Origin of the sequence: Streptomyces lacaronensis (assembly GCF_047337785.1) — a bacterium.
Lineage (GTDB): Bacteria > Actinomycetota > Actinomycetes > Streptomycetales > Streptomycetaceae > Streptomyces > Streptomyces lycopersici.
In genome coordinates this window covers 747672-768514 of the sequence record NZ_JBLHDK010000003.1, presented here as the reverse complement: position 1 = coordinate 768514, position 20843 = coordinate 747672, and the positions used below count along the sequence as shown (strand labels likewise).

The window sequence follows — 20843 nt, the reverse complement described above, 5'->3', positions numbered from 1 at the left end:
GACGATGACTCGCAGACGGCCGGGCACCAGGCCGAGCGCGTGCGAGACCTCGGCGAGCTGCTGGAGCGCGACGTAGGGCAGGAAGACCCGCTCCACCTGGGCGGTGTCGATGAGTTCGAGCAGGACCCGGGCGTCCCGGCGCTGCGTCTCGGAGATCAGCCGCAGGGTACCGCCGGAGGTCAGGGTGGAGAAGATCTCCTGGAAGGCGACGTCGAAGCTCAGCGGCGCGAACTGCAGGGTGGTGCCGCCGGGTGCCCCGCTGGGCGCGCTGTTCTGCCAGGCGATCAGGTTCGCCAGTGAGCGGTGCGGCATCCGCACACCCTTGGGCTCTCCGGTGGAACCGGAGGTGAACAGCACGTAGGCGGTGTCCTCGGGGGAGACGGCCGTCCCGGGCAGGTGCTGGGCGCCGAGGTGGCTCCGGCCGGTGACGGTCTCGAGCAGCAGCACGTTACCCGGGTCGGCGGCGAGGTGGGCGTGCGTGTGGTCGCTGATGACGCGGACGGGCCGCGCCTGCTCCAGCATCAGGCGCAGCCGCCGTGCCGGGTAGCTCGTGTCCAGCGGGACGCCGGCCGCACCGGCCCGGGCGATGCCCAGGACCACCGCTATCAGCTCCGGCGATCTGTCCAGTGCGATGGCCACCAGGTCCCCGGCACCGACTCCGGCGGCACGCAGATGTCCGGCGATCCGGTCGGCGGTCTGCCGCAGTTCCCGATAGGTCCACCGGCCGCCGTCGAAGGCCACCGCGATCGCGTCCGGTGTGCGCGCGGCCTGCTCGGCGAAGAGGGTGACCACATCGGGGAGTGCCGCGGCCCGAGGTGCTCGGGCCGGTTCCGGCGAGAGGAATCCGAAGTCCACGCGCTCCCGGGGATGTTCGGTCAGCCGCCGCAGTACGTGGATATAGGTGTTGACGAACAGCTCGGCGTGGTCGGGGGTGAAGACGGTCCCGTCGAAGTCGGCACGTAATCGGATGCCGTCGTCGACCGGGTCGACATAGGCGTTTACCAGGATCTTGAAGTTGGTCTCCTCCCAGGTGCGGAAGTCCAGCAGCCGTACCTGGGGCAGCCGCAGCGCGGAGGCCAGCTGGTTGAAGTGAACGTAGTTGAAGGCGGACTCCAGGACGAAGCCCCCGTCGTCGTCATCCTGGATGGCGCTCAGCGGATAGCGCCGGTGGGGGTGGCTCTCCTGTTCCCGTGCGAACAGCGTGCGCACCGTCTCCAGCCAGGTCAGTCCCGAGGTGTTCACCCGGACCGGCATGCTGTTGAGGAACAGGCCGAGGATCCGCTCCGCCTCGGGAACCTCGGGCCGGCCGTGCGTGACCAGACCGGTGATGAAGTCCTCCGCGGAGAAGTGCGTGCCCAGCGTGAGGCAGTGGGCGGCGAACAGGACGGACTTGACGGGGAGTTCGTGCTCGGCGGCGAAGTGGCGCACCGATTCCTGGAGGGGCGCGGGCAGCTCGGCGTGGTGCACGACCTGCCCCGTGCCGCCGGGGGACCGGGAGAGGCGGAATCCGTCCAGCTGCGGCGGTGCCGCGCCGCTCAGTGCCTTCCGCCAGTACTCGCGGCTGTCCGCGGAGTCCAGGGCGAGCAGTTCCTCGCGGACGTGGTGGGCCGGTGAGGGCAGTTCGCCATCAGGGACCGCGGCGATGTCCGCGCCGATACCATGCGCGTAGTCCTGGAACAGCTCGGCGATCAGGTTTGCCACGCTGCCCCCGTCGAGGATCGCGTGGTGGAAGCTGAACACCAGTTCCAGGGCGCCCTCGCGGAGGTGGACCTGGAACAGGTAGAGGGGTGCCTGTTCGAACTCGTACCGGAAGAAGCGCCGCTCCTCGATATGCGCCAGGAGCGCGGCGTCGGCCTCGGCCTTCGGCAGGGCCCGCAGATCCACGATGTTCAGCCCGCCCCGCACCTCGTGGTGCACGAGCTGCAGCGGCTGCGAGTAGGAGGCCAGGTCGAAGGAGGAACGCAGCACCGGGTGACGCCGGACGAGTCCGGCGAAGGCCGCCCGGAACTCCCTCTCGTGCCAGGCCGCGGCGACCGAGTACTGGAACACGTCGTTGTACACCGCGGAGTTCTCGTGTCGGCGGCTGTGGTACAGCAGCCCGAGCTGCACCCGGGCCAGCGGGAAGGCGTCCTCGAACGCCGTGAGCCGTCCCCGGTCCACGGCGGGAACCAGCTCCAGGGGCGCCAGAGTGGAGGACTTCGGCTCGCTTCCGAAAGTCCGGACCGCCCGGGTGGCCAGCTTCGCGACCGTGGGGTTCTTGATGACGTCGGTGACGGAGAAGCGGATACCCTTCCGCTCGCCCGCGGCACGTACCTTCAGCATCGTGATCGAGTCGCCGCCGAGCACGAAGTAGTTGTCGTGGACGCCGACCGAGGGCACGTTCAGCACCTCGGCCCAGATGGCGGCGAGCTCGGACTCCATTGCGGTGCGGGGGGTGCCGTCACCGGACTCCGGCAGGGCCTCCTCGGAGCGTGACCGGTCGTCGGCCTGCCGCGCGCTCACGCTCGGCAGGCTCCGTACGGTGGCCAGCGCGGGGAGTGCGCCGACGGGGCGGTCCGGCTGGTCGAGCCCCTGCCGGATCAGCGTACGTACCGCCTGGACGACCTCCGTGATGGGAAGGTCGTCGTCAAAGACATCGGCGGCGTACACCAGATCGACGCCCAGCTCGCTGCTGTTTCCGTGGGCCTGGACGACGATCGCGAGCGCATTGCCTTCCAGGAGTTCCAGCTCCATGCTGGTGTGCACCGACAGACCGGGCACACTCGGCGGGGCCGGGAAGTTCAGATAGCTGATCGTCACGTCGAAGAGCGGACCGACGTCCGCCGGGGCCCGGTCGCGCAGCACATCCGCGAGCGGAACGCGCTGATGTTCCTGGAGCTCGCGAACGCGGGCCCGCACCCGCTGGGCCAGTTCGGTCATCGACCGGTCGCTGTCGGCCGCGACGCGTAGCGGCAGCACATTGGTGAACAGGCCCAGCACCTGCCGCTCCTCGGCCGAGTGCCGGTTGAGCATGGGGATGCCGAGGATCGCCTCGTCCGTCCGGTGCATCCTCGCCAGGCAGGTGCCGAAGGCAACCGCGATGACGGAGAACGGCGAGTTCCCGCCCGCCAGGATCCGGTCGACGACTTCTGCTTCGACGACGAAGGAGGTGCGGCGGCCGAGCGACGGGGCGGCGTTCTTCCGGGCGAAGAGCCGGGGTTCGGCTCCGGACAGGGTGGAGTTGAGGAACCGGCGGTCCCGCGAGTGGGACTCGGAAGCGCGATAGCGGGTGTCCTCGGCTATGAAGTCCACGAAGGACGGCGCGGTGAATTCCGTGGTCTCCTCGCCCCGTCGCATCTCCGCGTAGCGGACTCGGATCTGCTTCCTGACCTCGTGCAGTGACCAGCCGTCCGAGATCAGGTGGTGCGCCGTGAGGTGGAAGTGCGCCTCGGTGTCGCTCGTGCGCAGCAGCACCGCGTCGTACAGCCGCTCGCCCAGGACCGGCAGCCGTACCGTCCCGCGCTCGTCCGCCCCGGCCGCACGGGCCGCCTCCGCGTCGGTCCCGGCCCGGAAGTCCACCACCGTCAGCCGTGGCTCCTCCGGCTCCAGCCACTGGTAGGGCTCGCCGTCGGCGCTTCCGAAGCGGATCCGGAACGCGTCGTGGCGCGCCAGTACGTGCTCGACCGCGGCCTTCAAAGCCTTGAGGTCGATGTCCCCGGAGAACTTTTCGCGCAGTGTGATAGAGAATTGTGGTGACCCCGGTGAAAGGGCGTCCGAGAACCAGATGTCCCGTTGGTAGGCAGTGAGCGGGTACAGCGAGCGATCACTCATATGGCCCTTCCTCGGCTGGGTCGAGAGAGTGTGCGTCTTGTCGTCGTGCGTACGGGAGTCGTTCGGGGTGACGTGGTTTCAGGAACGGGCATGACGAGGTCCGGTCCGGCGGGGCGTACGGGTCCCGGCCGGCCACGGTTTCGGGGTCCGCCAGTGGTCGCAGTTCGGGAATCCGGATCAGGCCGCGGGGCCTACTGCGAACCATGGTGTGAGCGTGCGGAAGCCCCCCATGGGCAAGCAGGCTAGCAACGCGGAGGGGAAAAGATGATGTTCGGTGGACACAACTAGTGGAAGCACTATTGACAGAGCGTGACGCGGCGCGTCGGCGTCATTGTGGTGGGTTCAGGGGGTACGGCCCCGCGTACGTTGCCGGTGTCCCCTGATGTCGGGGGGCCGATGTGTAGCGGGCGACTCCGGCGACGGTATTCCAGGGGAGGACCCTCTGGAGCCCTCCCCCTTCGAGCCAGAAGCCCGTGTGGTCGATGAGAATCCTGCCGCGGCCTAGCCGCGCGCGGTCACGGCCTTGAGTTCGTCCAGCGATTCCCGCATCAACCGTGACATCTCACGTTCCTCCGGTGCCGTGAGCCAGAGCTCGAAGCCGACCTTGAAGACGGCGACCGCCGCCTCAGCGGTCAGGCTCGCGGCCGGTTCCGCGACACCGCGTCGGCGCAGGGCGTCGGCGAGCGCGGTTGACATCGAGGCGAGCTTGATCAGCTCGCGCTCCTGGAGTTCCGTGTTCGCCACGATGACGGCCTGGCGCTGCCGGGCGTGCTCGCGCCGACCCTCGAACACCGTGGAGACCGCGTCGAGCCCCGCCGTTATCGCGTCGATCGGCGCCACGGACTTCGGCGCCTCGGCGACCGCGGTCACAAACAGCTCCTGCAGCGCACTCGATCCGTCGAACAACACCTCGCGCTTGTCGGCGTAGTGCCGGAAGAAGGTCCGCTCGGTGAGGCCGGCCCGTTTGGCGATCTCCGCCACCGTGGTCTGTTCGTAGCCGAGCTCGCCATAGAGCTCCAACGCCGCCTTCGCCAGGCGTCCGCGCGCGTTCGGCTCCCATCTACCCATGCTCAGATCCTACGCGATGGCAGTGACTGACATCAGGTGCTAGGCTCTGATGACAGTCACTGACATCGATGATTCGGGGTATCCCTCATGCGCGTCTTCATGACCGGTGCGTCCGGTTGGATCGGCTCCGCCGTCGTTCCCGAGCTCATCGGCTCGGGGCACCAGGTTGTCGGGCTCGCCCGCTCCGACGCCTCCGCCGCCGCCCTCACCGCCGCCGGGGCGGAAGTGGTCCGCGGCACCATTGACGACCTGGACGTCCTGGGGAGCACCGCCGCCGCGTCGGACGGCGTGATCCATCTCGCCTTCAAGCACGACATCGCCTTCACCGGCGACTTCCAGGGTGCTGCCGAGGCCGACCGCCGCGCCGTTGACACCTTCGGCGACGCGCTCTCCGGCACCGGCCGCCCCTTCGTCCTCGCCTCCGGCCTGGTCGGCCTCGCACCCGGGCGGGTGGCGACCGAGCGGGACACGCCCACGATCGACGGTTCGCCGGTCTCGGTCCGGTCGGCCACCGCCCAGGCGGTGCTCGCACTCGCCTCGCGCGGCGTGCGCTCGTCCGTAGTGCGACTGTCCCCGACCTGCCACGGTGAGGGGGACAACGGCTTCATGGCGGCCCTGGTCGCCATCGCCCGAGCCAGGGGTGTCTCCGGCCACATCGGCGACGGCGCCAACCGCTGGCCGGCCGTCCACCGCCGCGATGCCGCCCAGCTGTTCCGCCTGGCGGTCGAGAAGGCCCCGGCGGGATCGGTGCTGCACGGCGTCGCGGAGGAAGGTGTCCCGATTCGGGACATCGCCGAGGTGATCGGCCGTCACCTCGAGGTACCGGTGACACCCGTGGCCCCCGAGGCCGCGGCCGAGCACTTCACCTGGCTCGGCGGCTTCCTCGGCCAGGACATCGCGGCGTCGAACGCCCTGACCCGAGAACTGCTGGATTGGCGGCCTACCCACCCCGGCCTCCTCGAAGACCTCGACAAGGGCCATTACTTCCGAGTCCCCGCCACCCCCTCCTGATCCATAGCCGCCACGAAGGGTTCGAGCGCGTCGCCGTCCGGGTCATCTCCCGTGCGTGCGGGCCGAATACGGTGTGTTAGGCTCCGAACCGGCTTCTCACCGTTGGGCATTCCGCCTCGCCAACCAGCTTCACCCGGGTTCCGATGACACGGGGAAGGTGGAAGTCACTCATCACATCCTGGAAAAGGGTGTTCTGTGATGGTGGCGACGCGTGTCGGCCCTTCTGGTTCCTTCCGAGCCCCGGGGGATCTCTTCGCCGGGACCGTGTTCCAGCCATATCGCCATTCCGGCATCAGCGGCCTGGTCCGTGTCACCGCCCCGCAGACGGTTCCCCTCAGGGAGGTCTCCGGAGTGCCGGAAGTCAAATCCCCCGAGCAACCCACCACGCGGCGTCCGTGGCTGGTTCTCGCGATCATGTGCATCGGCTTCTTCATGTCGTTGCTCGACGGATCCATCGTCAACGTGGCCATCCCCACGCTGATCCACAGCATGGACGCCTCCTACGACCAGGTGCTGTGGGTCATCGACGGCTATCTGCTCCTCTTCTCGGTGCTGCTGGTCACCACCGGGCGGCTGGGCGACATCTTCGGATACCGGCGGCTGTACGTGATCGGCATCACCGTCTTCACCATCGCCTCGGCGCTGTGCGGGCTGGCCGGTTCACCGCCCCAGCTGCTGGCCGCCCGGCTGGTGCAGGGAGTGGGCGGCGCGCTGCTGTTCCCGCAGGTCATCTCGTCGATCCTGACGATCTTCCCGCCGCAACTGCGTGGCAGGGCGTTCGGCCTGTTCGGGGCGATCGTCGGCTTCGCCCCGATCGTCGGCCCGGTCCTCGGTGGTTTCCTGCTCGCCCACCTCAGCTGGCGCTGGATCTTCTTCATCAACGTACCGATCGGGATCGCCACCGCCGTACTGGCTTGGACGTTCGCCCCGCCCATGCGCTCGGAACGCCGACACCGACTCGACCTGGCCGGCGTCGCGCTGGCCACCGCCGGGCTGAGCGGCATCGTGTTCGGCCTGATCGAGGGAGAACGCTACGGCTGGGGCACCATCACCGGGCCGATCAGCATCACCTCGGTCATCGTCGCCGGCGTCGCGCTGCTGGCGGTGTTCGTCCTCCGGCAGCACCGGCGGCGGGACGAGCCCCTGATGCCACTGGCCCTGTTCCGCGCGCGCAACTTCGCGGTCGGCAACTGGGTCGGGTTCGTCTTCCAACTGGGCATGATCGGCATCATGTTCGTGCTGGTGCTGTACCTGCAGATGGCATGCGGGTACTCGGCGCTGGAGACCGGCCTGGTGGTGCTGCCGAACGCCGTGCTCACCGCGATCGGTTCGATGTACGCCGGGCGGCTGTCGGACACGTTCGGCGGTAAGTACATCCTGCTGACGGGGATGACGCTGCTGGCCGTCGGCCTGCTGGTGCTGGTCGCCATGGTCGGCCCCGGCAGCGGCGCATGGAGCCTGCTGCCCGGTCTGACCATCATCGGGATCGCCAGCGGCGCCACGTTCGCACCACTGCAGCAGGCCACCATGGACGGTGTCGATCCCCGGCTGGCCGGGGCGGCCTCCGGAGTCTCCAGCACCACCCGGCAGATCGGCGGTGTCCTCGGCACGGCCGTACTGGGCGCCCTGCTGTCGGCCCGCCTCTCCTCGACCCTGCGCGACGAGGCCGGGAAACGGGCCGGTCGGCTACCGGAGGATCTGCGAGCCCAGTTCATCGACCACACCACCGCCGCCGCACATGACTACCGTCCGCCCACGCCGCCCGACGGCCTGAACCCCGTCACGGCCGGCCTGTACGAACGCGTCACCGCCGACACGTTCGCCACCGGCTTCGTCAACGCCATGCAGACCGCCCTCATGGCATGCGCCGTGGTCCTGGTGGCCGCCGCCCTGTGCTGTTTCCTGTTCAGCCCGCACAAGAAGCCGACGGCCACGCCCGCTCCCGGGCAGCGAGCCGAAAGCACACGGCACGACTGACCCGGCGATGACAACGGTCGCGGCCCGGTGGCCGCGACCGTTGTCGCCTCAGCGGCTCGGCGGGGGTGCCTTCGGTCATCCGCCCTGCGGCTGGGGACGACTTGGTCTGGCCCACAGCGAGCGCACATGGCCGAGGTGGCGGGCCATGCACGCCTCGGCGCCCGTCACGTCACCCGAGACCATCAGATCGAGGAGCTCGATGTGCTCTTCCGCGGACGGGATCAGCTGGTCGCGCTCGTCCAGCGTGGTCAGTCCGTACAGGCGTGAGCGCTTCCGCAGGTCGCCGACGGTTTCGACGAGCCGGTCGTTTCCGGCCAGCGCGAGCAGGGAGAGATGGAATTGACGGTCGGCCTCCAGATAGCCGATGAGGTCGTGCTCGCGGGCGGCGCGCACGATGTCCTCCGCCACCGGGCGCAGCGCTTCCAGATCCTCCCGGGCGGCGCCGCGGGTGATCCGGCCGATCATGGGGACCTCGATCAGGGCGCGGATCTCGGTGTACTGGTCGAGGTCGCGTTCGTTGACCTCGGTGACGCGGAAGCCCTTGTTGCGTACCGGCTCTACAAGGCCCTCGCGGGCCAGGTCGAGCATCGCCTCGCGCACCGGCGTCGCGGAGATGCCGAAGTCCTCGGCCAGGCCGGGTGCCGAGTAGACCTCGCCGGGGCGCAGTTCGCCGGAGATCAGCGCGGCGCGCAGGGCATGGGCCACCTGGTCGCGCAGCCGCTCCCTGGCGGTGATGAGGTTGCGCTGCTTGAGGTGGCCCATGACGGTTGGTGTTCCCTTCGTGTCCCGTGCCTTCACGGCCGAGAGGATCACCAGAGTATAATGTCATGTTGTTCTCGCGGGTGTTGTTCTCGCGGGTGCCCGTGTGCGGATGCGGCTGGCGCCACCGTTCAGCGACTCTCGATCAGCTCTCCCATCCACGCGAGACCGAAGACGCCCTCGATGCCAGACCGAAGACACCCTCGATCCAGCGCTCCCCGCGTGGGTGGGCGAGGGCGCTCGGCAGGGCGCGTACCACGTCCTCGAAGCCGGCGGCCGTATGGTCCACGGCGAGCTGCAGCTGCCCCACTTCCCAGGCATCCCTGATCAGCCTCAACTCGCCCAAGGCCGCGGACAGTTCGGCGTCGACTGTGGCGTCACGGCCCGGCGGCAGCCCCGCCCGGTCGCCGATGACGGCACAGTGGATGCCGGTCATGCGCGCGGTCTCGTCGAGGTCGGGGCGCCGGCCGACGAGCGGACCTTCAGCTCTCCCGCGGGGATGATCAGGCGCTCGCCAGGGAAGCGGGCGGACAGCCGGGCGCGGCGAGCCTTGACAGGCTTTCCGCGATCCGTCGCGTCGAGGCCCTTGCACCCTGTGCAATTTCACATTATTACGTTACGCATCACATGGCACCACGCGCTCTCATGTGCAGCCCCGCACAGGGCAATTCAGGCCCTGCGGCACCGCTGCCCCATAGCCCTCGCCACCTCCCTCACAGGAGCCAACGGTGTTCCAGTCGAGAAACCTGCGCGGATCCACGCGCGGAAGTCTGCTCACGGCCTTGGTGGCGGTGACGCTCTGCGTGACGGCGACCCCGTCCGTTCACGCGGCCGTCCCCGCGCCCGCGCGCCCTTCGGCGTTAGGGCCGGCCGCCTCGCCCGACCCCTTCGACAGGGTCGACCGCCTGGCCAAGGCCCCCGGCCGGGTACGTAAGGTCCCCGCCCCCGGCGGCCTCACCGGTGGCGGTGTCCCCGGGACCCGAACGCCCGAGCCGAAGAGCCGGGGCAGTGCCGTCACCCCGCACGCCACACTCGGCAAGGCATCCGTGCCCTGCACGCTCGACGGCGTCACCGGCCTGCCCCCGGAGCTGTTCGCCGACTTCCTGGCCGACCCCGCCGTCACCGCCGACGGCTGTCTGCGCTCCATCCTGTGGACCTGGGACCAGCGACTCGTCCCCGTCATGTCGGACGGGCATGTCCAGGCCGTCTCCCGCCGCATCACCCAACTCGCCGCCTCCCACGACGGCAAGGACGGCAGCCATCTGCTGGAGATGTTCACCTATCTGCACGCGGTGGCGTACCAGGACTTCTCGCACGACGAGATCGACATCACCGACGCGCCGACCGTCAACGCCATGCGCGGGGCGATCGACGCCTTCGGCTCGGCCGTCCACACCTTCGACATCACCCGACCCAACGCCGAGACCCTGCGCGAAGCTCTGGACGCGGCCTCCGCCCCGGGCCTGCGTCAGCACCAACTGCCCCTGATCAAGCGGGTGCTGGCCACCATGGACGCCCAGCACCCCGAAACCGCCCAGGACACCTCCTGGGCCGGTGCCGCCCTCGCGGCGCTCACCGTGAACTACCTCGGCGTGTATCCCGGCAACGAGGACACCGCCTTCCACGCCGCGGTGACGGCCGACCCCTCATACCGGGCGACCTTCGGCTCCTTCGCCGGCCACACCCACCTCAAGGACGGGCCCAACGCCTGGGTGATACGCGACGCACTCAGCGAGTACGGCCGCTTCGGCCAGATCGAAGGGCTCCGCGACGAGATCGTCTCCGGCCTCGGCACCCTTCTGGACACCACCGCCCGCAACTTCGGGGACAGCAGCGCGCCCTGGGCGAAGGTCGCCACCTGGCTGGGGGTGTTCGAAGCCTGCGCCCCGTACCACGTGTGCAAGGACGACATCGAGAGGCGTCTCTTCCCGTACACGTACACCTACGGCACAGGCGGCACCGACGGCATCCAGGTCCGCACCGCCCTCGACCGGGACACCGTCGACCAGCTGTACTACGCGAGCAAGCAGGTGAAGGCGCAGTTCCACCGCGTGCTCGGCACGGATGCGCCCCTCGCGGACGACACCAACACCACGCTGCGCGTCGTCCTGTACGGCTCCCGCGCCGACTACGAGAACTTCCACCCGCTCCTCACCGGTATGGACACCAACAACGGCGGCGTCTACATCGAGAGGGGGGCGACCTTCTACACGTACCAGCGTCGCGTCCCGCAGGACTCCTCACTGACCCTGGAGGAGTTGTTCCGCCACGAGTACACCCACTACCTCAACGGTCGCTGGGCGGTGCCCGGACTGTTCGGCGAGGGACCCTGGTACGAGGGCGACCGGACCACCGCGATGGACGAGGGCACTGCCGAGTTCTTCGACGGCGCCACCCGCGACGACGGCATCCGGGTCCGCAAGTCCCTGGTTCAGGGGATCGTCGACGACACGTCCGGCGGCGGGGCGCGCATGACCGTGAACCAGCTCCTGCACGCGACGTACGACGGCGACGGCTTCCGCTTCTACGACTACGCGGGCACGTTCTTCGAGTTCCTGTGGATCGAACACCCCTCCCTCTTGCGGGAGATGTACCGCGACCTGCGCTCCGACGACCCGGCGGCCTTCGACGCCTGGCGCGGCCGGCTCGGCGGGGACGCGGGGCTGCAGAGCGCGTACGACCGCTTCCTCGACCAACAGATCGCCCACATCGGTGACCTGTACGTGCCCCACACCACCTACACGTCCCCGGGCGAGCTCCGTGACACCACGGCCGACCAGATTCGTTCTTCCTTCACCGCGATGACCGCGTCCGACCCGAACTGCCGTGCCACCGGCGCGCCGGAGCGTCCCCGGTTCGTCTGCACCGGCCGGATCACCGCGAACCTGACCGATGCCGGGGACACGGACGCGGTCTTCGACGACATGTCCGAGACGGTCGACTACTTCATCCTCGACCGCGCCGCGGGCGGCGACAACAACTTGACCGATATGAACTGCTGGTTCGGCGAGGTGGACATCTGGTCCAACCAGCGCGCGGGCACGTCGGACTACACCTGCGAGGGCCCCCTCCGCGGCTGACGTGTCACCAGCATCGAAGCCGCGCCCCTGGCTCATGGTCAAGGCTTCTCGGGCCGGGGCGCGGCTGCTGTCGGCCATGGCTCAGGGGGACGTGGTCCAGCGTGGCGCGGTCTCGGCCCACTCGGTGTCCCACTCGGCGAGATTGCGCCGGCGCAGGACCACGGCGGCGCAGCGGTAGGCGGCGGCACCGGCGAGGATCACGGTCAGGAAGGCGACAAGCGCCCAGCCCATGGTGCGGCTGCGGATCTGTTCGGCCGTCATGGGCGGCTCGGCGATCGCTCCGTCCGCGTCGACCCACACGTGGACGGAGCTGCCCGCGTTCAGCCCGGGCAGGACGTCGGCCTCGGCAGTGCGGGTCCGTCCATTCGGGTCGGTGAAGCGGACCGTGGCCGGGTAGCGGTTCTCCCTCGCCTCCGCCGATCCGGGCTCCGGGTGATCCGGGGCGTCGTGGGTGAGGACGGCGGTGGTGCGGTGCAGGGCCTGTCGCTGGTGCTCGGCGGCCGCGCGGTAGTGGCGGTGGGCGGCGTCACCGACGGCGAACGTGGCACCGAGCCCCAGGATCGGCACGAGCAGCAACAACGCCAGGGCGATCCGGCCCTGAAGCCGGTCGGTGCACCGGTACAGCGGATTGTGCCGCCGGCGCCACAGCGACAGGGGATGCACGAGCCCGTGGTGCGGGGGGTCGGGTGGCGGCTGTGCGGGGGGTATCACGCCGGACACGGTGGTTCTCCTTCCGGGGTCGGGGGATGGCGTACCGGAGACCCCGGCCGGTGGGGCGGAGGGGTCGGCGGAAGAGCGGGACAGGTCAGGGCGGGGACGTACCACTGGCCGACGGATGTCCGTGCGCGGCCCGAAGGAACGTGGCGGCGCCGCGGATCGCCGCGGTGTGCGGTGCGGGAACCGCCCGCAGAGGCGCGTGCGTACCGCCGATGAGCCGGTGAGTGAGGTCGGGGCGCAGGGCGGTGCGGCGGGCGTCGAAGACCAGGCCGTCGAGGAGGAGCACCACTTCGGTGAGGTGGGCGCCGATGTCCACCACGAGCAGCGGCAGGGAGAGGTCGGCGTCCGCGGCCAGGGCGATGGCGCGTGCGGTGGGGACGGTCAGGACCGCGCGCGGGCGCAGCACCTCCACGGCGGTGCGAGCCCGTTCCCGGTGGGCGGGGCCGCCCAGCACGGGCGCGGTGACCACCACCAGCGGGCGGGTGAGGCGGGGCAGCCGATGGCTGAGCAGCCGGTCGAGCAGCCGGGCCGTTCCCGGGACGTCGACGATGGCGCCGCGCTGGATCGGGTACACCGCCCCGGCCCCGGGGAAGGTGATGGTGGGTACGTCGAGGATCAGGCCGCGGCCGGCGATCCAGGCGCGGGTGCGGGCGCTGCCCAGGTCGAGGGCGAGGCCGCAGCAGTGCCGGCACGACAGCCAGGGCCGGTGCCGGTGCCGGTGCCCGGTGGGGGAGCCGGACCGGAAGTGGCGGAGGACGGTCATCGTCCGGCCTCTCGCACCTGCTGGCAGCGTGCGCGGTAACGGGCCTGCGGAACGACCATCAGTCGTTCGCGTTCGACGGGGCGGCGGCACAGGTGGCAGGTGCCGTAGCGGCCCTCGGCGATGCGCCGCAGCGCCTCCTCCACGTCGGCGAGGACCATGCGCGCGGAGGCGGCGACCTTGACGTGCACTTCGGCCTGTGCCGCGGAGCGGCGCCGGAGCAGATCCTCGGCGCGCGGCGGCGCGGCGATCTGCCGCAGCTGTTCCCGGCGGAACAGGCGCTGTTCGTGCAGGTTCTCCCGCAGCGCGGCGAGATCCTCTGGCGACAGGTGCGTGGCACGGTCGCCGATGGTCTGGTGGTTCACCACTTCACCCCTTTGAGCAGGGCGGAGACGAAGACGGGTCGGATGGGGCGGGTCAGGCGGTGGCACGGCCCTGGCAGGCGACGCAGTACCGGGTGTAGGGGAGGATCTCCAGGCGTTCGGCGGGGACGGGCTTGGCGCAGCCCTGGCAGGTGCCGTAGGCGCCGTCGTCGACGCGGGCGAACGCCTCGTCGATCTCGGTGAGGACCCGCTGGATCGCCTCCGTCTGCGCGGACACCAGATGCGCGTCCGTGCTCTGCACGCCCTCGTCGAGGGCGCGCAGCTGAGCCAGGCGGCTGTTGCGGGCGTGTTCCAGGCGCTGGCGGGCCTCATGAGAGGTCAGTCGCCCGGGGCGGGGACCGGTCTGGGCGGTGTCGAGCGGCACGGTGAGGTCCTTTCTCGAAAAGCGCGCTACGCGCAGCAGCGGCCGCCCGGTCGCACCGGCCGCGGTCTCCACGACCGCGAGCACTGGCCGTACCGGACGGCTCGATCCTCTTCGACTCTGCTCGACTCGGCGTCGGAAGCCCATCGGGCGCGGACCCCATTTGCCCGGGACAGCGGTGACCACGGCGCGATGGCGGGGGACGGCGCATGGGTATCCGATGACCTCGGATATGGGGAACGGACCCCATCGACCGCGCGCGGTGCGGGAGGCAGGCTGTGTCAGGCTCGGTCGTGATCAGTGGCTGCGGCTCCGCCCGAGGGCGATGAGCGACAGCAGAGATGATCACACGCGGAGCACGGAAGGAGGAGTTTCCCCGGTGTCGCTGTTCTGGCGGATCTTCGGGCTCAACGCCCTGGTGCTGGGCACCGCCACGGCGCTGCTGCTGTGGGCGCCGGTGACCGTATCCGTGCCGGTGCTGCTGACCGAGGCGATCATCCTGGTCGGCGGTCTCGCCGTCATGCTGGTCGCCAACGGCACCCTGCTGCGCTGGGGCCTGGCCCCGCTGGACCGGCTGACCAGGCTGATGACCACCGTCGACCTGCTGCGTCCGGGCCAGCGGCTGCCCGTACCCGGCGCCGGCGGCGGCAGCGAGGTGTCCGAACTGATCCGCACCTTCAACGCCATGCTCGACCGGCTGGAGCACGAACGCGCCACGTCCAGCGCCCGCGCGCTGCTGGCCCAGGAGGCGGAGCGCCGCCGCATCGCCCAGGAACTGCACGACGAGGTCGGGCAGAGCATGACCGCGATCCTGCTGGTGCTCAAGCGCGCCGCGGACGATGCCACCGAGCCGCTGCGCGAGGATCTTCAGCAGGCCCAGGAGATCACCCGGGAGAGCCTGGACGAGGTCCGCCGTCTGGTGCGCCGCCTGCGGCCCGGAGTCCTGGACGACCTGGGCCTGGTCAGCGCGCTGACCTCGCTCACGCAGGACTTCGCCACCCACACCGGGCTGCGTGTCGTGCGCCGCCTCGACGCCGACTTGCCCACCCTCGACCAGGAGAGCGAGCTCGTGCTGTACCGGGTGGCTCAGGAGAGCCTGACCAACGCGGCCCGCCATGCGGACGCGCGGCAGGTCGAGGTGAGCCTGCACCGCGTCGGCGAGGCGGTGGCGCTGGAGATCGCCGACGACGGCCGCGGTATCGAGGCCGCCTGCGAAGGCGCCGGGATCCGTGGCATGCGCGAACGGGCGCTGCTCGCCGGGGCCACCCTGGACATCACCTCGACGCCCGGCGCCGGCACCCGGATCCGCCTCATCACACCCGCCCCCAGGAAGCAGCTCTGACCATGCCCGATCCGACCCCGCCCGGACCCAGCACGGCCTCGGCACCGTCTCCCACGACCTCTCCCACGACCGCGACGCCGATCCGCATCCTGCTCGCCGACGACCACGCTCTCGTACGCCGCGGCGTACGACTGATCCTCGACAGGGAACCCGACCTGGAGGTCGTCGCCGAGGCCGGGGACGGTGCCGAGGCCATCGAGGCGGCCCGGAGCCAGGAGATCGACCTGGCCGTGCTCGACATCGCCATGCCGCGCCTGACCGGCCTCCAGGCCACCCGCGAGCTGGTGGCGCTCAAGCCGGGCCTGCGCATCCTGATGCTGACGATGCACGACAACGAGCAATACCTGTTCCAGGCACTCAAGGCCGGGGCCTGCGGCTATGTGCTGAAGTCGGTCGCCGACCGCGATCTGGTCGCCGCCTGCCGGGCCGCGATGCGCAACGAGCCGTTCCTCTACCCCGGCGCGGTCACCGCCCTCATCCGCAACTATCTGGACCGCGTCCGCCACGGGGAGGAGGACCCCGACCAGCTCCTCACCCCCCGCGAGGAGGAAGTCCTCAAACTCGTCGCCGAAGGGCACTCCTCCAAGGAGATCGCCGAGATCCTGTTCATCAGCGTCAAGACCGTGCACCGTCACCGGGCCAACCTCCTGCACAAACTCGGTCTGCACGACCGGCTGGAGCTGACCCGCTACGCCATCCGCGCCGGTCTCGTCGAACCCTGACGCCCGCCCCGCGTCGAACAGCCAGTGGGAAATCGAGCACCCAGCAGGAAAGGGACGGTGCATGCGCCCAGCACCCCGCACCATCCCGGCCGCCGGTCACCGGCTCGCGGGAACGCTCATCGCGCTCCTCGCCGTCCTGCTGGCGTTGGTTCCCGCCGATACCCCGCGCGCCGTTTCCGGCCCGGTACCCCATCCGGCCGTGGCGGCCCATCCGGCCCCGGCGGCCACGGGCGCCGAGCGCCCGGACACCGGTCCCCGCGCGGATGACCCGTGCGCCGCCGGCTGGGCGGCCCAGGCCAGGGTCCGCCACGACCACCTCGGTGAGCGTCCGTGCCCACCGGATCACCACGCCACCGACCCCCGCGATACGGATGCCGATCCGGCTGTCGGTCCACGTACTTCCGCGCCTTCCGCATGCGTACCCGTCTCTCCCGGCCGATCGGCCCACGACCGCGGCCGGGCCCCTCCGGCGGCCGCGGGTACCTGACGCCATCCATCACCCTTTCCTCCGTCGCGGCCGCGCGTGCCGCTGCCGCGACGTGCCTGCCGGAGGCTCGTGTTGAAGCGCCGCAACAAGCGGAACAAGCGGAACAAACGTCAGAAGTCCCTGCGCATGCGTGCGCTGCTCGCCCTCGCCGTGATCGCCGGATCGCTGGCCATCGCCCTCACCACGCCGGTCCGCCTCGGCCTCGACCTGCGCGGCGGCACCCAGATGACGCTGGAAACCGGCTCCACCCCCACCACCGACGCCGACGCCGCGGCCACCGACCGCACCGTGGAAGTGCTGCGGGGCCGCGTCGACGCGCTCGGCGTCGCCGAACCGACCCTCGTCCGCTCCGGCGACCACCGCATCCTCGTCGAGCTGCCCGGCGTGTCCGACCCGAAGAAGGCCGCCGATGTGCTGGGCCGCACCGCGCAGCTCACCGTCCACGCGGTCCTCGGCCCGGCCGGGACCGCTGACGGCGCCGCCTCCCCGCCGGCCGATCCGGCCAAGGAGCGCGTTCTGCCGGACGAGTCCGGACAGCCCCTGCGACTGCGTGCCGCCGATCTGACCGGACGGGACGTCGAAGGCGCCGACGCCCGCTTCGACCAGCAGGGCGGTGCCGGATGGCATGTCACGGTCGACTTCTCCAAGACCGGTCAGGACCGATGGCGGCAGGTCACCGCACGGGCCGCCTGTCACCCGGCCGGCGACCCGCGGCGCCGGGTCGCCATCGTCCTCGACAACAAGATCATCTCCGCGCCGCAGGTCGATCCCTCCGTACCGTGCGGGACCGGCATCCCGGGCGGCACCACCCAGATCACCGGCTCCTTCGACGACACCGAAGCCCGCGAACTGGCCCTGCTCATCTCCGGCGGCGCCCTGCCCGTACCGGTCGAGACCGTCGAACAGCGCACCGTCGGCGCCACGCTCGGCGATGCGGCGATCGAGGCCGCGGCCTGGGCCGCCGTCATCGGCACCGCCCTGACCACACTGTTCATCATCGCCGTCTACCGGCTCCTGGGCCTGCTCGCGACCGCGGCGCTGGCCTGCTACGGCCTCATCTCCTACGCCGCCCTGGCCGCGCTCGGAGCCACATTGACCCTGCCGGGCCTCGCCGGGTTCGTCCTGGCGATCGGCATGGCCGTGGACGCCAACGTCCTGGTCTTCGAGCGGGCCCGCGAAGAGTACGCGGCCCGCAGCCGCCCCAGCGCCCGCTCGGCACTGACGGCCGGGTTCCGCGGTGCCCTCAGCGCGATCGCCGACTCCAACATCACGACACTGATCGCCGCGGGCCTCATGTTCGCCTTCGCCTCCGGCCCGGTACGCGGCTTCGGCATCACCCTCGCCATCGGCGTCCTCGCCTCGATGGTCAGCGCCCTGGTGATCAGCCGGATGCTCGCCGAGTACGCGGCCAACCGCCCCGCGGTCTGCCGCCGGCCCCGCGTCACCGGCATCGCGAGCACCGGCTGGGTCCGCGGCCTGCTGCTGCGCCGCGACCCGTTCCTGATGCGGCGTCCCCGCCGCTGGCTGGCCGCCTCCGCCGCACTCGCCGTCGTGGCCGCGTCCGGCATCCTCGTGCGCGGCCTGGACTTCGGCATCGAGTTCACCGGCGGCCGGCTGATCGAGTACGCCACCAGCACGCCCGTCGACCCCGACCGGGCCCGCACCGCCCTCACCGACGCCGGATTCCCCCGCGCGGTCGTGCAGTCCTCCGGCGACACCGGGCTCACGGTGCGCGCGGAGAACCTGACCAACACCGACGAGGCCACCGTCACCGAAACCGTCAGCGCCCTCGGCGGTGAGACAAAGAAGATCCGTGACGAGCTGATCGGCCCCAGCATGGGCGACGAACTGCGCCGCGACGCCCTCATCGCCCTCTCCCTCGCACTGGGCGCCCAACTGCTGTATCTCGCGGTCCGCTTCCGCTGGTTCTTCGGGACGGCGGCCGTCGTCGCGCTCGTCCACGACGTGGTGATCCTCATCGGCGCCTTCGCCTGGCTGGGCAAGCCCATCGACGGGGTCTTCCTGGCCGCCCTGCTGACCGTCATCGGCTACTCGGTCAACGACTCCGTCGTCCTCTTCGACCGCGTCCGCGAACTGCTCGGCCGCGACCGCACCACACCGCTTCCCCGCCTGACCAACCGGGCGATCCTGCAGACCCTGCCCCGTACCGTCAACACCGGCACGGGTGCGGCATTCATCCTCACCGCCCTCGCCGTCCTCGCCGACGACACCCTCGCCGACTTCGCCCTCGCCCTGCTCATCGGCCTGGCCGTCGGCACCTACTCCTCCGTCTTCACCGCCGCCTCACTCACCATCGAACTGCACCCGCACCGGAAGGCGCCACGGCCGCCGCGGTTCGGCCGGCGACACTCCTCCTCGGGGCAGAACGCGGTGTCGACTTCCGACGGAGCCCCTCGATAGGGTCACCTTCGTTTCCGAGCTCACGTCCTTCCCCACGGCGCCCGCCGCGCCTGCCACTTGCCACTCGCCCGGTCGCTCATCGAGAACGGCGGGCCCGTCCCCGTGACACACCGACGAAAGGACAGCGTCATGCGCAAAAAACCCCGGTCCTGGTGACGAGTGGTGACTGGTCCGGAGACGCCGACGGGTTGGTGTTCCAGAACACGGGGTCCCGCGCCGTCGACGTGGAGTACACCACTTACATGAACGACGGGACCGTCCCGGTGGACGGCACGGTGTGCGTCACGAGAGACAAGGCGAGCAGGCAGTTCTTCTACAACCCGACGACCGTGCACAAGGTCACCTGGCGCGCCGACAACACGTGCTGACATGACCGCACCAGGGGCGCTTCCGGACCGGAAGCGCCCGCCTTTCCTTCTGTCAGCCCCGGCCGCCCGGCCCGCTCACGGCGTCACGCAGGAGCCTTCAGACCGTCCAGGGTGAGGTCGAGCAGGCGTTTGGCCCGTGCCCGGTGTTCGGGCTTGGGTGAAGTGAGGGCGATGCCTTCGAGGGCGGCACCCATGTCGGTGGGGCTGATGTCGGTGCGAATCGTCCCGGCGGCCGCACACGCGTCCATCAGGACGGTGATGGCAGCCTGGATCATGTCCCGGCTGTGGCCGTAGGGGTTGTTTCCCGCGGCGGCGATGGCACGCAGGGCGTCGGCCATGCCGAATTTCGCGGTGACGTAGTCCAGGAAGAGACGTGTCCAGGCGCGCAGGGCCTCGTAGGGCGGCTGCTCGTCGAGCAGACCGGGGACGGCGTCGCACAGCTGAGCCACCTCGTTGCGGTAGACCGCCTCGATCAGGGCCTCGCGGGTGGCGAAGTTTCGGTACAGCGTCGCGCTGCCCACGCCCGCCTCCTTGGCGATGCGTTCCAGGTGCGCGTCCAGCCCCTCCTCGGCGAACACACGCACCGCGGCCGCGAGGATCTTGTCTCTGTTGCGCCGCGCGTCAGCTCGCAACGGGCGCTGTGCACTGTCGGCCATCAGCGGTCGCCATTCTCTCTCCGGATCCCCTTCACCTTGCTGACCGGAGACGCGCCCATTTAGTCTGCCGTAAGTGGTGGCGCCCCCAGTTCCACTGTAGGTCATTTCTGACCTGCGTATATCCCCTTGGAAGGACATTGGCCATGTCAGGTGTCGAAGGCAAGGTCGTGGCGATCACAGGTGCCAGCAGCGGCATCGGAGCGGCGACGGCGACCCACCTCGCCGAGAGGGGCGCCCGGCTTGTGCTCGGGGCCCGGCGGGAAGACCGGTTGCACGCGGTGGTGGACCGGATCACGGCGCGGGGCGGCTCGGCCGTCGGGGCCGTCATCGACGTGACGCGCCGCGAGGACCTCAAGCGGCTGACGGACGTGGCGGTCGACCGGTTCGGTCGGCTCGATGTCCTGGTCTCCAACGCCGGCACGATGGCGGTGTCACCGTTCGACGAACTGCGCCAGGACGACTGGGACGCGATGGTCGCGACGCATATCACCGGCCTGCTGAACGGTATCGGGGCGGCACTTCCCATCTTCCGGCGGCAGCGCTCCGGCCAGTTCGTCAACATCGCCTCCACCGCGGCCTACGTCGTGAAATCCCCGCAGGCCGTCTACGCGGCCACCAAGACGGCGGTGAAGGTGCTGACCGAGGGGCTGCGGCAGGAGTCGGGACCCCATCTGCGCGTCACTCTGGTCTCACCCGGATTCACCAACACCGAGGGCGTGGGCAAGGGGGCGAGTCCCGAGGCAGCGGCGGCGGCAGCCCGGCAGCGCGACGAGATCGCCATCCCGCCCTCCGCCATCGCGTCCGCGATCGGTTACGCGATCGAGCAGCCCGCCGGCATCGACGTCAGCGAGGTCGTCGTCCGGCCCACCGCGCAAGCCTGACAACCGGGGGAGACAACCACGTCTGACCCGTCCCCCCGCC

Annotated in this window: 15 protein-coding genes and 2 pseudogenes; 8 read left to right on the top strand and 9 right to left on the bottom strand. The window is 70.4% G+C overall.

The window, feature by feature from the left end; genetic code table 11:
- Positions 1-36: 36 nt before the first annotated feature.
- Positions 37-3810 (bottom strand): annotated as a pseudogene (locus ACMTAK_RS04555) (condensation domain-containing protein); the annotation flags it as partial.
- A gap of 501 nt (positions 3811-4311) precedes the next feature.
- A complete protein-coding gene (locus ACMTAK_RS04550) occupies positions 4312-4878 on the bottom strand; it encodes a TetR/AcrR family transcriptional regulator (RefSeq protein ID WP_413804929.1) in 567 nt (188 codons plus the stop codon).
- A gap of 87 nt (positions 4879-4965) precedes the next feature.
- Between ACMTAK_RS04550 and ACMTAK_RS04545 the strand changes: the two genes are divergently transcribed.
- Together ACMTAK_RS04545 and ACMTAK_RS04540 are read left to right on the top strand one after the other, a co-directional pair.
- Positions 4966-5889 (top strand): SDR family oxidoreductase, encoded by a 924-nt coding sequence (locus ACMTAK_RS04545; RefSeq protein WP_413804928.1) that lies wholly within the window; start codon positions 4966-4968, stop codon positions 5887-5889.
- Positions 5890-6240: 351 nt separating this feature from the next.
- Complete coding sequence (locus ACMTAK_RS04540; protein ID WP_413804927.1) at positions 6241-7866, top strand: DHA2 family efflux MFS transporter permease subunit; 1626 nt, start codon at positions 6241-6243, stop codon at positions 7864-7866.
- Positions 7867-7941: 75 nt separating this feature from the next.
- On the opposite strand, the gene ACMTAK_RS04535 is transcribed toward ACMTAK_RS04540, so the two are convergent.
- Positions 7942-8628, bottom strand: a complete 687-nt coding sequence (locus tag ACMTAK_RS04535) for a GntR family transcriptional regulator (protein ID WP_413812799.1) — start codon at positions 8626-8628, stop codon at positions 7942-7944.
- Positions 8629-8773: 145 nt separating this feature from the next.
- A pseudogene (locus ACMTAK_RS04530) lies at positions 8774-9171 on the bottom strand (hypothetical protein); the annotation flags it as partial.
- A 182-nt stretch (positions 9172-9353) separates the two neighbouring features.
- Between ACMTAK_RS04530 and ACMTAK_RS04525 the strand changes: the two are divergent.
- Positions 9354-11705 (top strand): collagenase, encoded by a 2352-nt coding sequence (locus ACMTAK_RS04525; protein ID WP_413804926.1) that lies wholly within the window; start codon positions 9354-9356, stop codon positions 11703-11705.
- Positions 11706-11786: 81 nt separating this feature from the next.
- Here the strand turns inward: ACMTAK_RS04525 and ACMTAK_RS04520 are convergent, their stop codons facing one another.
- The 4 genes from ACMTAK_RS04520 to ACMTAK_RS04505 form a co-directional block, all read right to left on the bottom strand.
- A complete protein-coding gene (locus ACMTAK_RS04520) occupies positions 11787-12425 on the bottom strand; it encodes an Rv1733c family protein (protein ID WP_413804925.1) in 639 nt (212 codons plus the stop codon).
- An 85-nt stretch (positions 12426-12510) separates the two neighbouring features.
- Positions 12511-13185 carry a rod shape-determining protein gene (locus tag ACMTAK_RS04515; protein WP_413804924.1) on the bottom strand — a complete coding sequence of 225 codons (675 nt, stop codon included), beginning with the start codon at positions 13183-13185 and terminating at the stop codon, positions 12511-12513.
- Positions 13182-13550, bottom strand: coding sequence for a TraR/DksA family transcriptional regulator (locus ACMTAK_RS04510; RefSeq protein ID WP_413804923.1), 369 nt, complete (start codon positions 13548-13550; stop codon positions 13182-13184). Before ACMTAK_RS04510 ends, ACMTAK_RS04515 begins: the two co-directional genes overlap by 4 nt.
- Positions 13551-13599: 49 nt before the next feature.
- Positions 13600-13929, bottom strand: a complete 330-nt coding sequence (locus ACMTAK_RS04505; protein ID WP_413804922.1) for a TraR/DksA family transcriptional regulator — start codon at positions 13927-13929, stop codon at positions 13600-13602.
- 376 nt (positions 13930-14305) lie between these two features.
- On the opposite strand from ACMTAK_RS04505, the gene ACMTAK_RS04500 reads away from it, so the two are divergent.
- The 4 genes from ACMTAK_RS04500 (at position 14306) to ACMTAK_RS04485 (ending at position 19266) form a co-directional block, all read left to right on the top strand.
- On the top strand, positions 14306-15268 hold the full coding sequence (locus ACMTAK_RS04500; protein WP_413804921.1) for a HAMP domain-containing sensor histidine kinase: 963 nt from the start codon (positions 14306-14308) through the stop codon (positions 15266-15268).
- A gap of 2 nt (positions 15269-15270) precedes the next feature.
- Positions 15271-15990 carry a response regulator gene (locus tag ACMTAK_RS04495; RefSeq protein WP_413804920.1) on the top strand — a complete coding sequence of 240 codons (720 nt, stop codon included), beginning with the start codon at positions 15271-15273 and terminating at the stop codon, positions 15988-15990.
- A 613-nt stretch (positions 15991-16603) separates the two neighbouring features.
- Positions 16604-18898 (top strand): protein translocase subunit SecD, encoded by a 2295-nt coding sequence (gene secD / locus ACMTAK_RS04490; RefSeq protein WP_413812798.1) that lies wholly within the window; start codon positions 16604-16606, stop codon positions 18896-18898.
- 152 nt (positions 18899-19050) lie between these two features.
- Complete coding sequence (locus ACMTAK_RS04485; RefSeq protein ID WP_413804919.1) at positions 19051-19266, top strand: hypothetical protein; 216 nt, start codon at positions 19051-19053, stop codon at positions 19264-19266.
- 83 nt (positions 19267-19349) lie between these two features.
- On the opposite strand, the gene ACMTAK_RS04480 is transcribed toward ACMTAK_RS04485, so the two are convergent.
- On the bottom strand, positions 19350-19922 hold the full coding sequence (locus ACMTAK_RS04480) for a TetR/AcrR family transcriptional regulator (protein WP_413804918.1): 573 nt from the start codon (positions 19920-19922) through the stop codon (positions 19350-19352).
- Positions 19923-20065: 143 nt separating this feature from the next.
- On the opposite strand from ACMTAK_RS04480, the gene ACMTAK_RS04475 reads away from it, so the two are divergent.
- Entirely contained in the window at positions 20066-20803 is a 738-nt protein-coding gene (locus tag ACMTAK_RS04475) for an SDR family oxidoreductase (protein ID WP_413804917.1), read from the top strand.
- Positions 20804-20843: the final 40 nt, after the last annotated feature.

Bases quoted from the DNA above. Each gene is read 5' to 3' on its own strand.
- ACMTAK_RS04550 (WP_413804929.1), bottom strand. From the start codon at position 4,878: ATGGGTAGATGGGAGCCGAACGCGCGCGGACGCCTGGCGAAGGCGGCG.
- ACMTAK_RS04545 (WP_413804928.1), top strand. From the start codon at position 4,966: ATGCGCGTCTTCATGACCGGTGCGTCCGGTTGGATCGGCTCCGCCGTC.
- ACMTAK_RS04535 (WP_413812799.1), bottom strand. From the start codon at position 8,628: ATGGGCCACCTCAAGCAGCGCAACCTCATCACCGCCAGGGAGCGGCTG.
- ACMTAK_RS04515 (WP_413804924.1), bottom strand. From the start codon at position 13,185: ATGACCGTCCTCCGCCACTTCCGGTCCGGCTCCCCCACCGGGCACCGG.
- ACMTAK_RS04495 (WP_413804920.1), top strand. From the start codon at position 15,271: ATGCCCGATCCGACCCCGCCCGGACCCAGCACGGCCTCGGCACCGTCT.
- secD (WP_413812798.1), top strand. From the start codon at position 16,604: ATGCGTGCGCTGCTCGCCCTCGCCGTGATCGCCGGATCGCTGGCCATC.
- ACMTAK_RS04480 (WP_413804918.1), bottom strand. From the start codon at position 19,922: ATGGCCGACAGTGCACAGCGCCCGTTGCGAGCTGACGCGCGGCGCAAC.
- ACMTAK_RS04475 (WP_413804917.1), top strand. From the start codon at position 20,066: ATGTCAGGTGTCGAAGGCAAGGTCGTGGCGATCACAGGTGCCAGCAGC.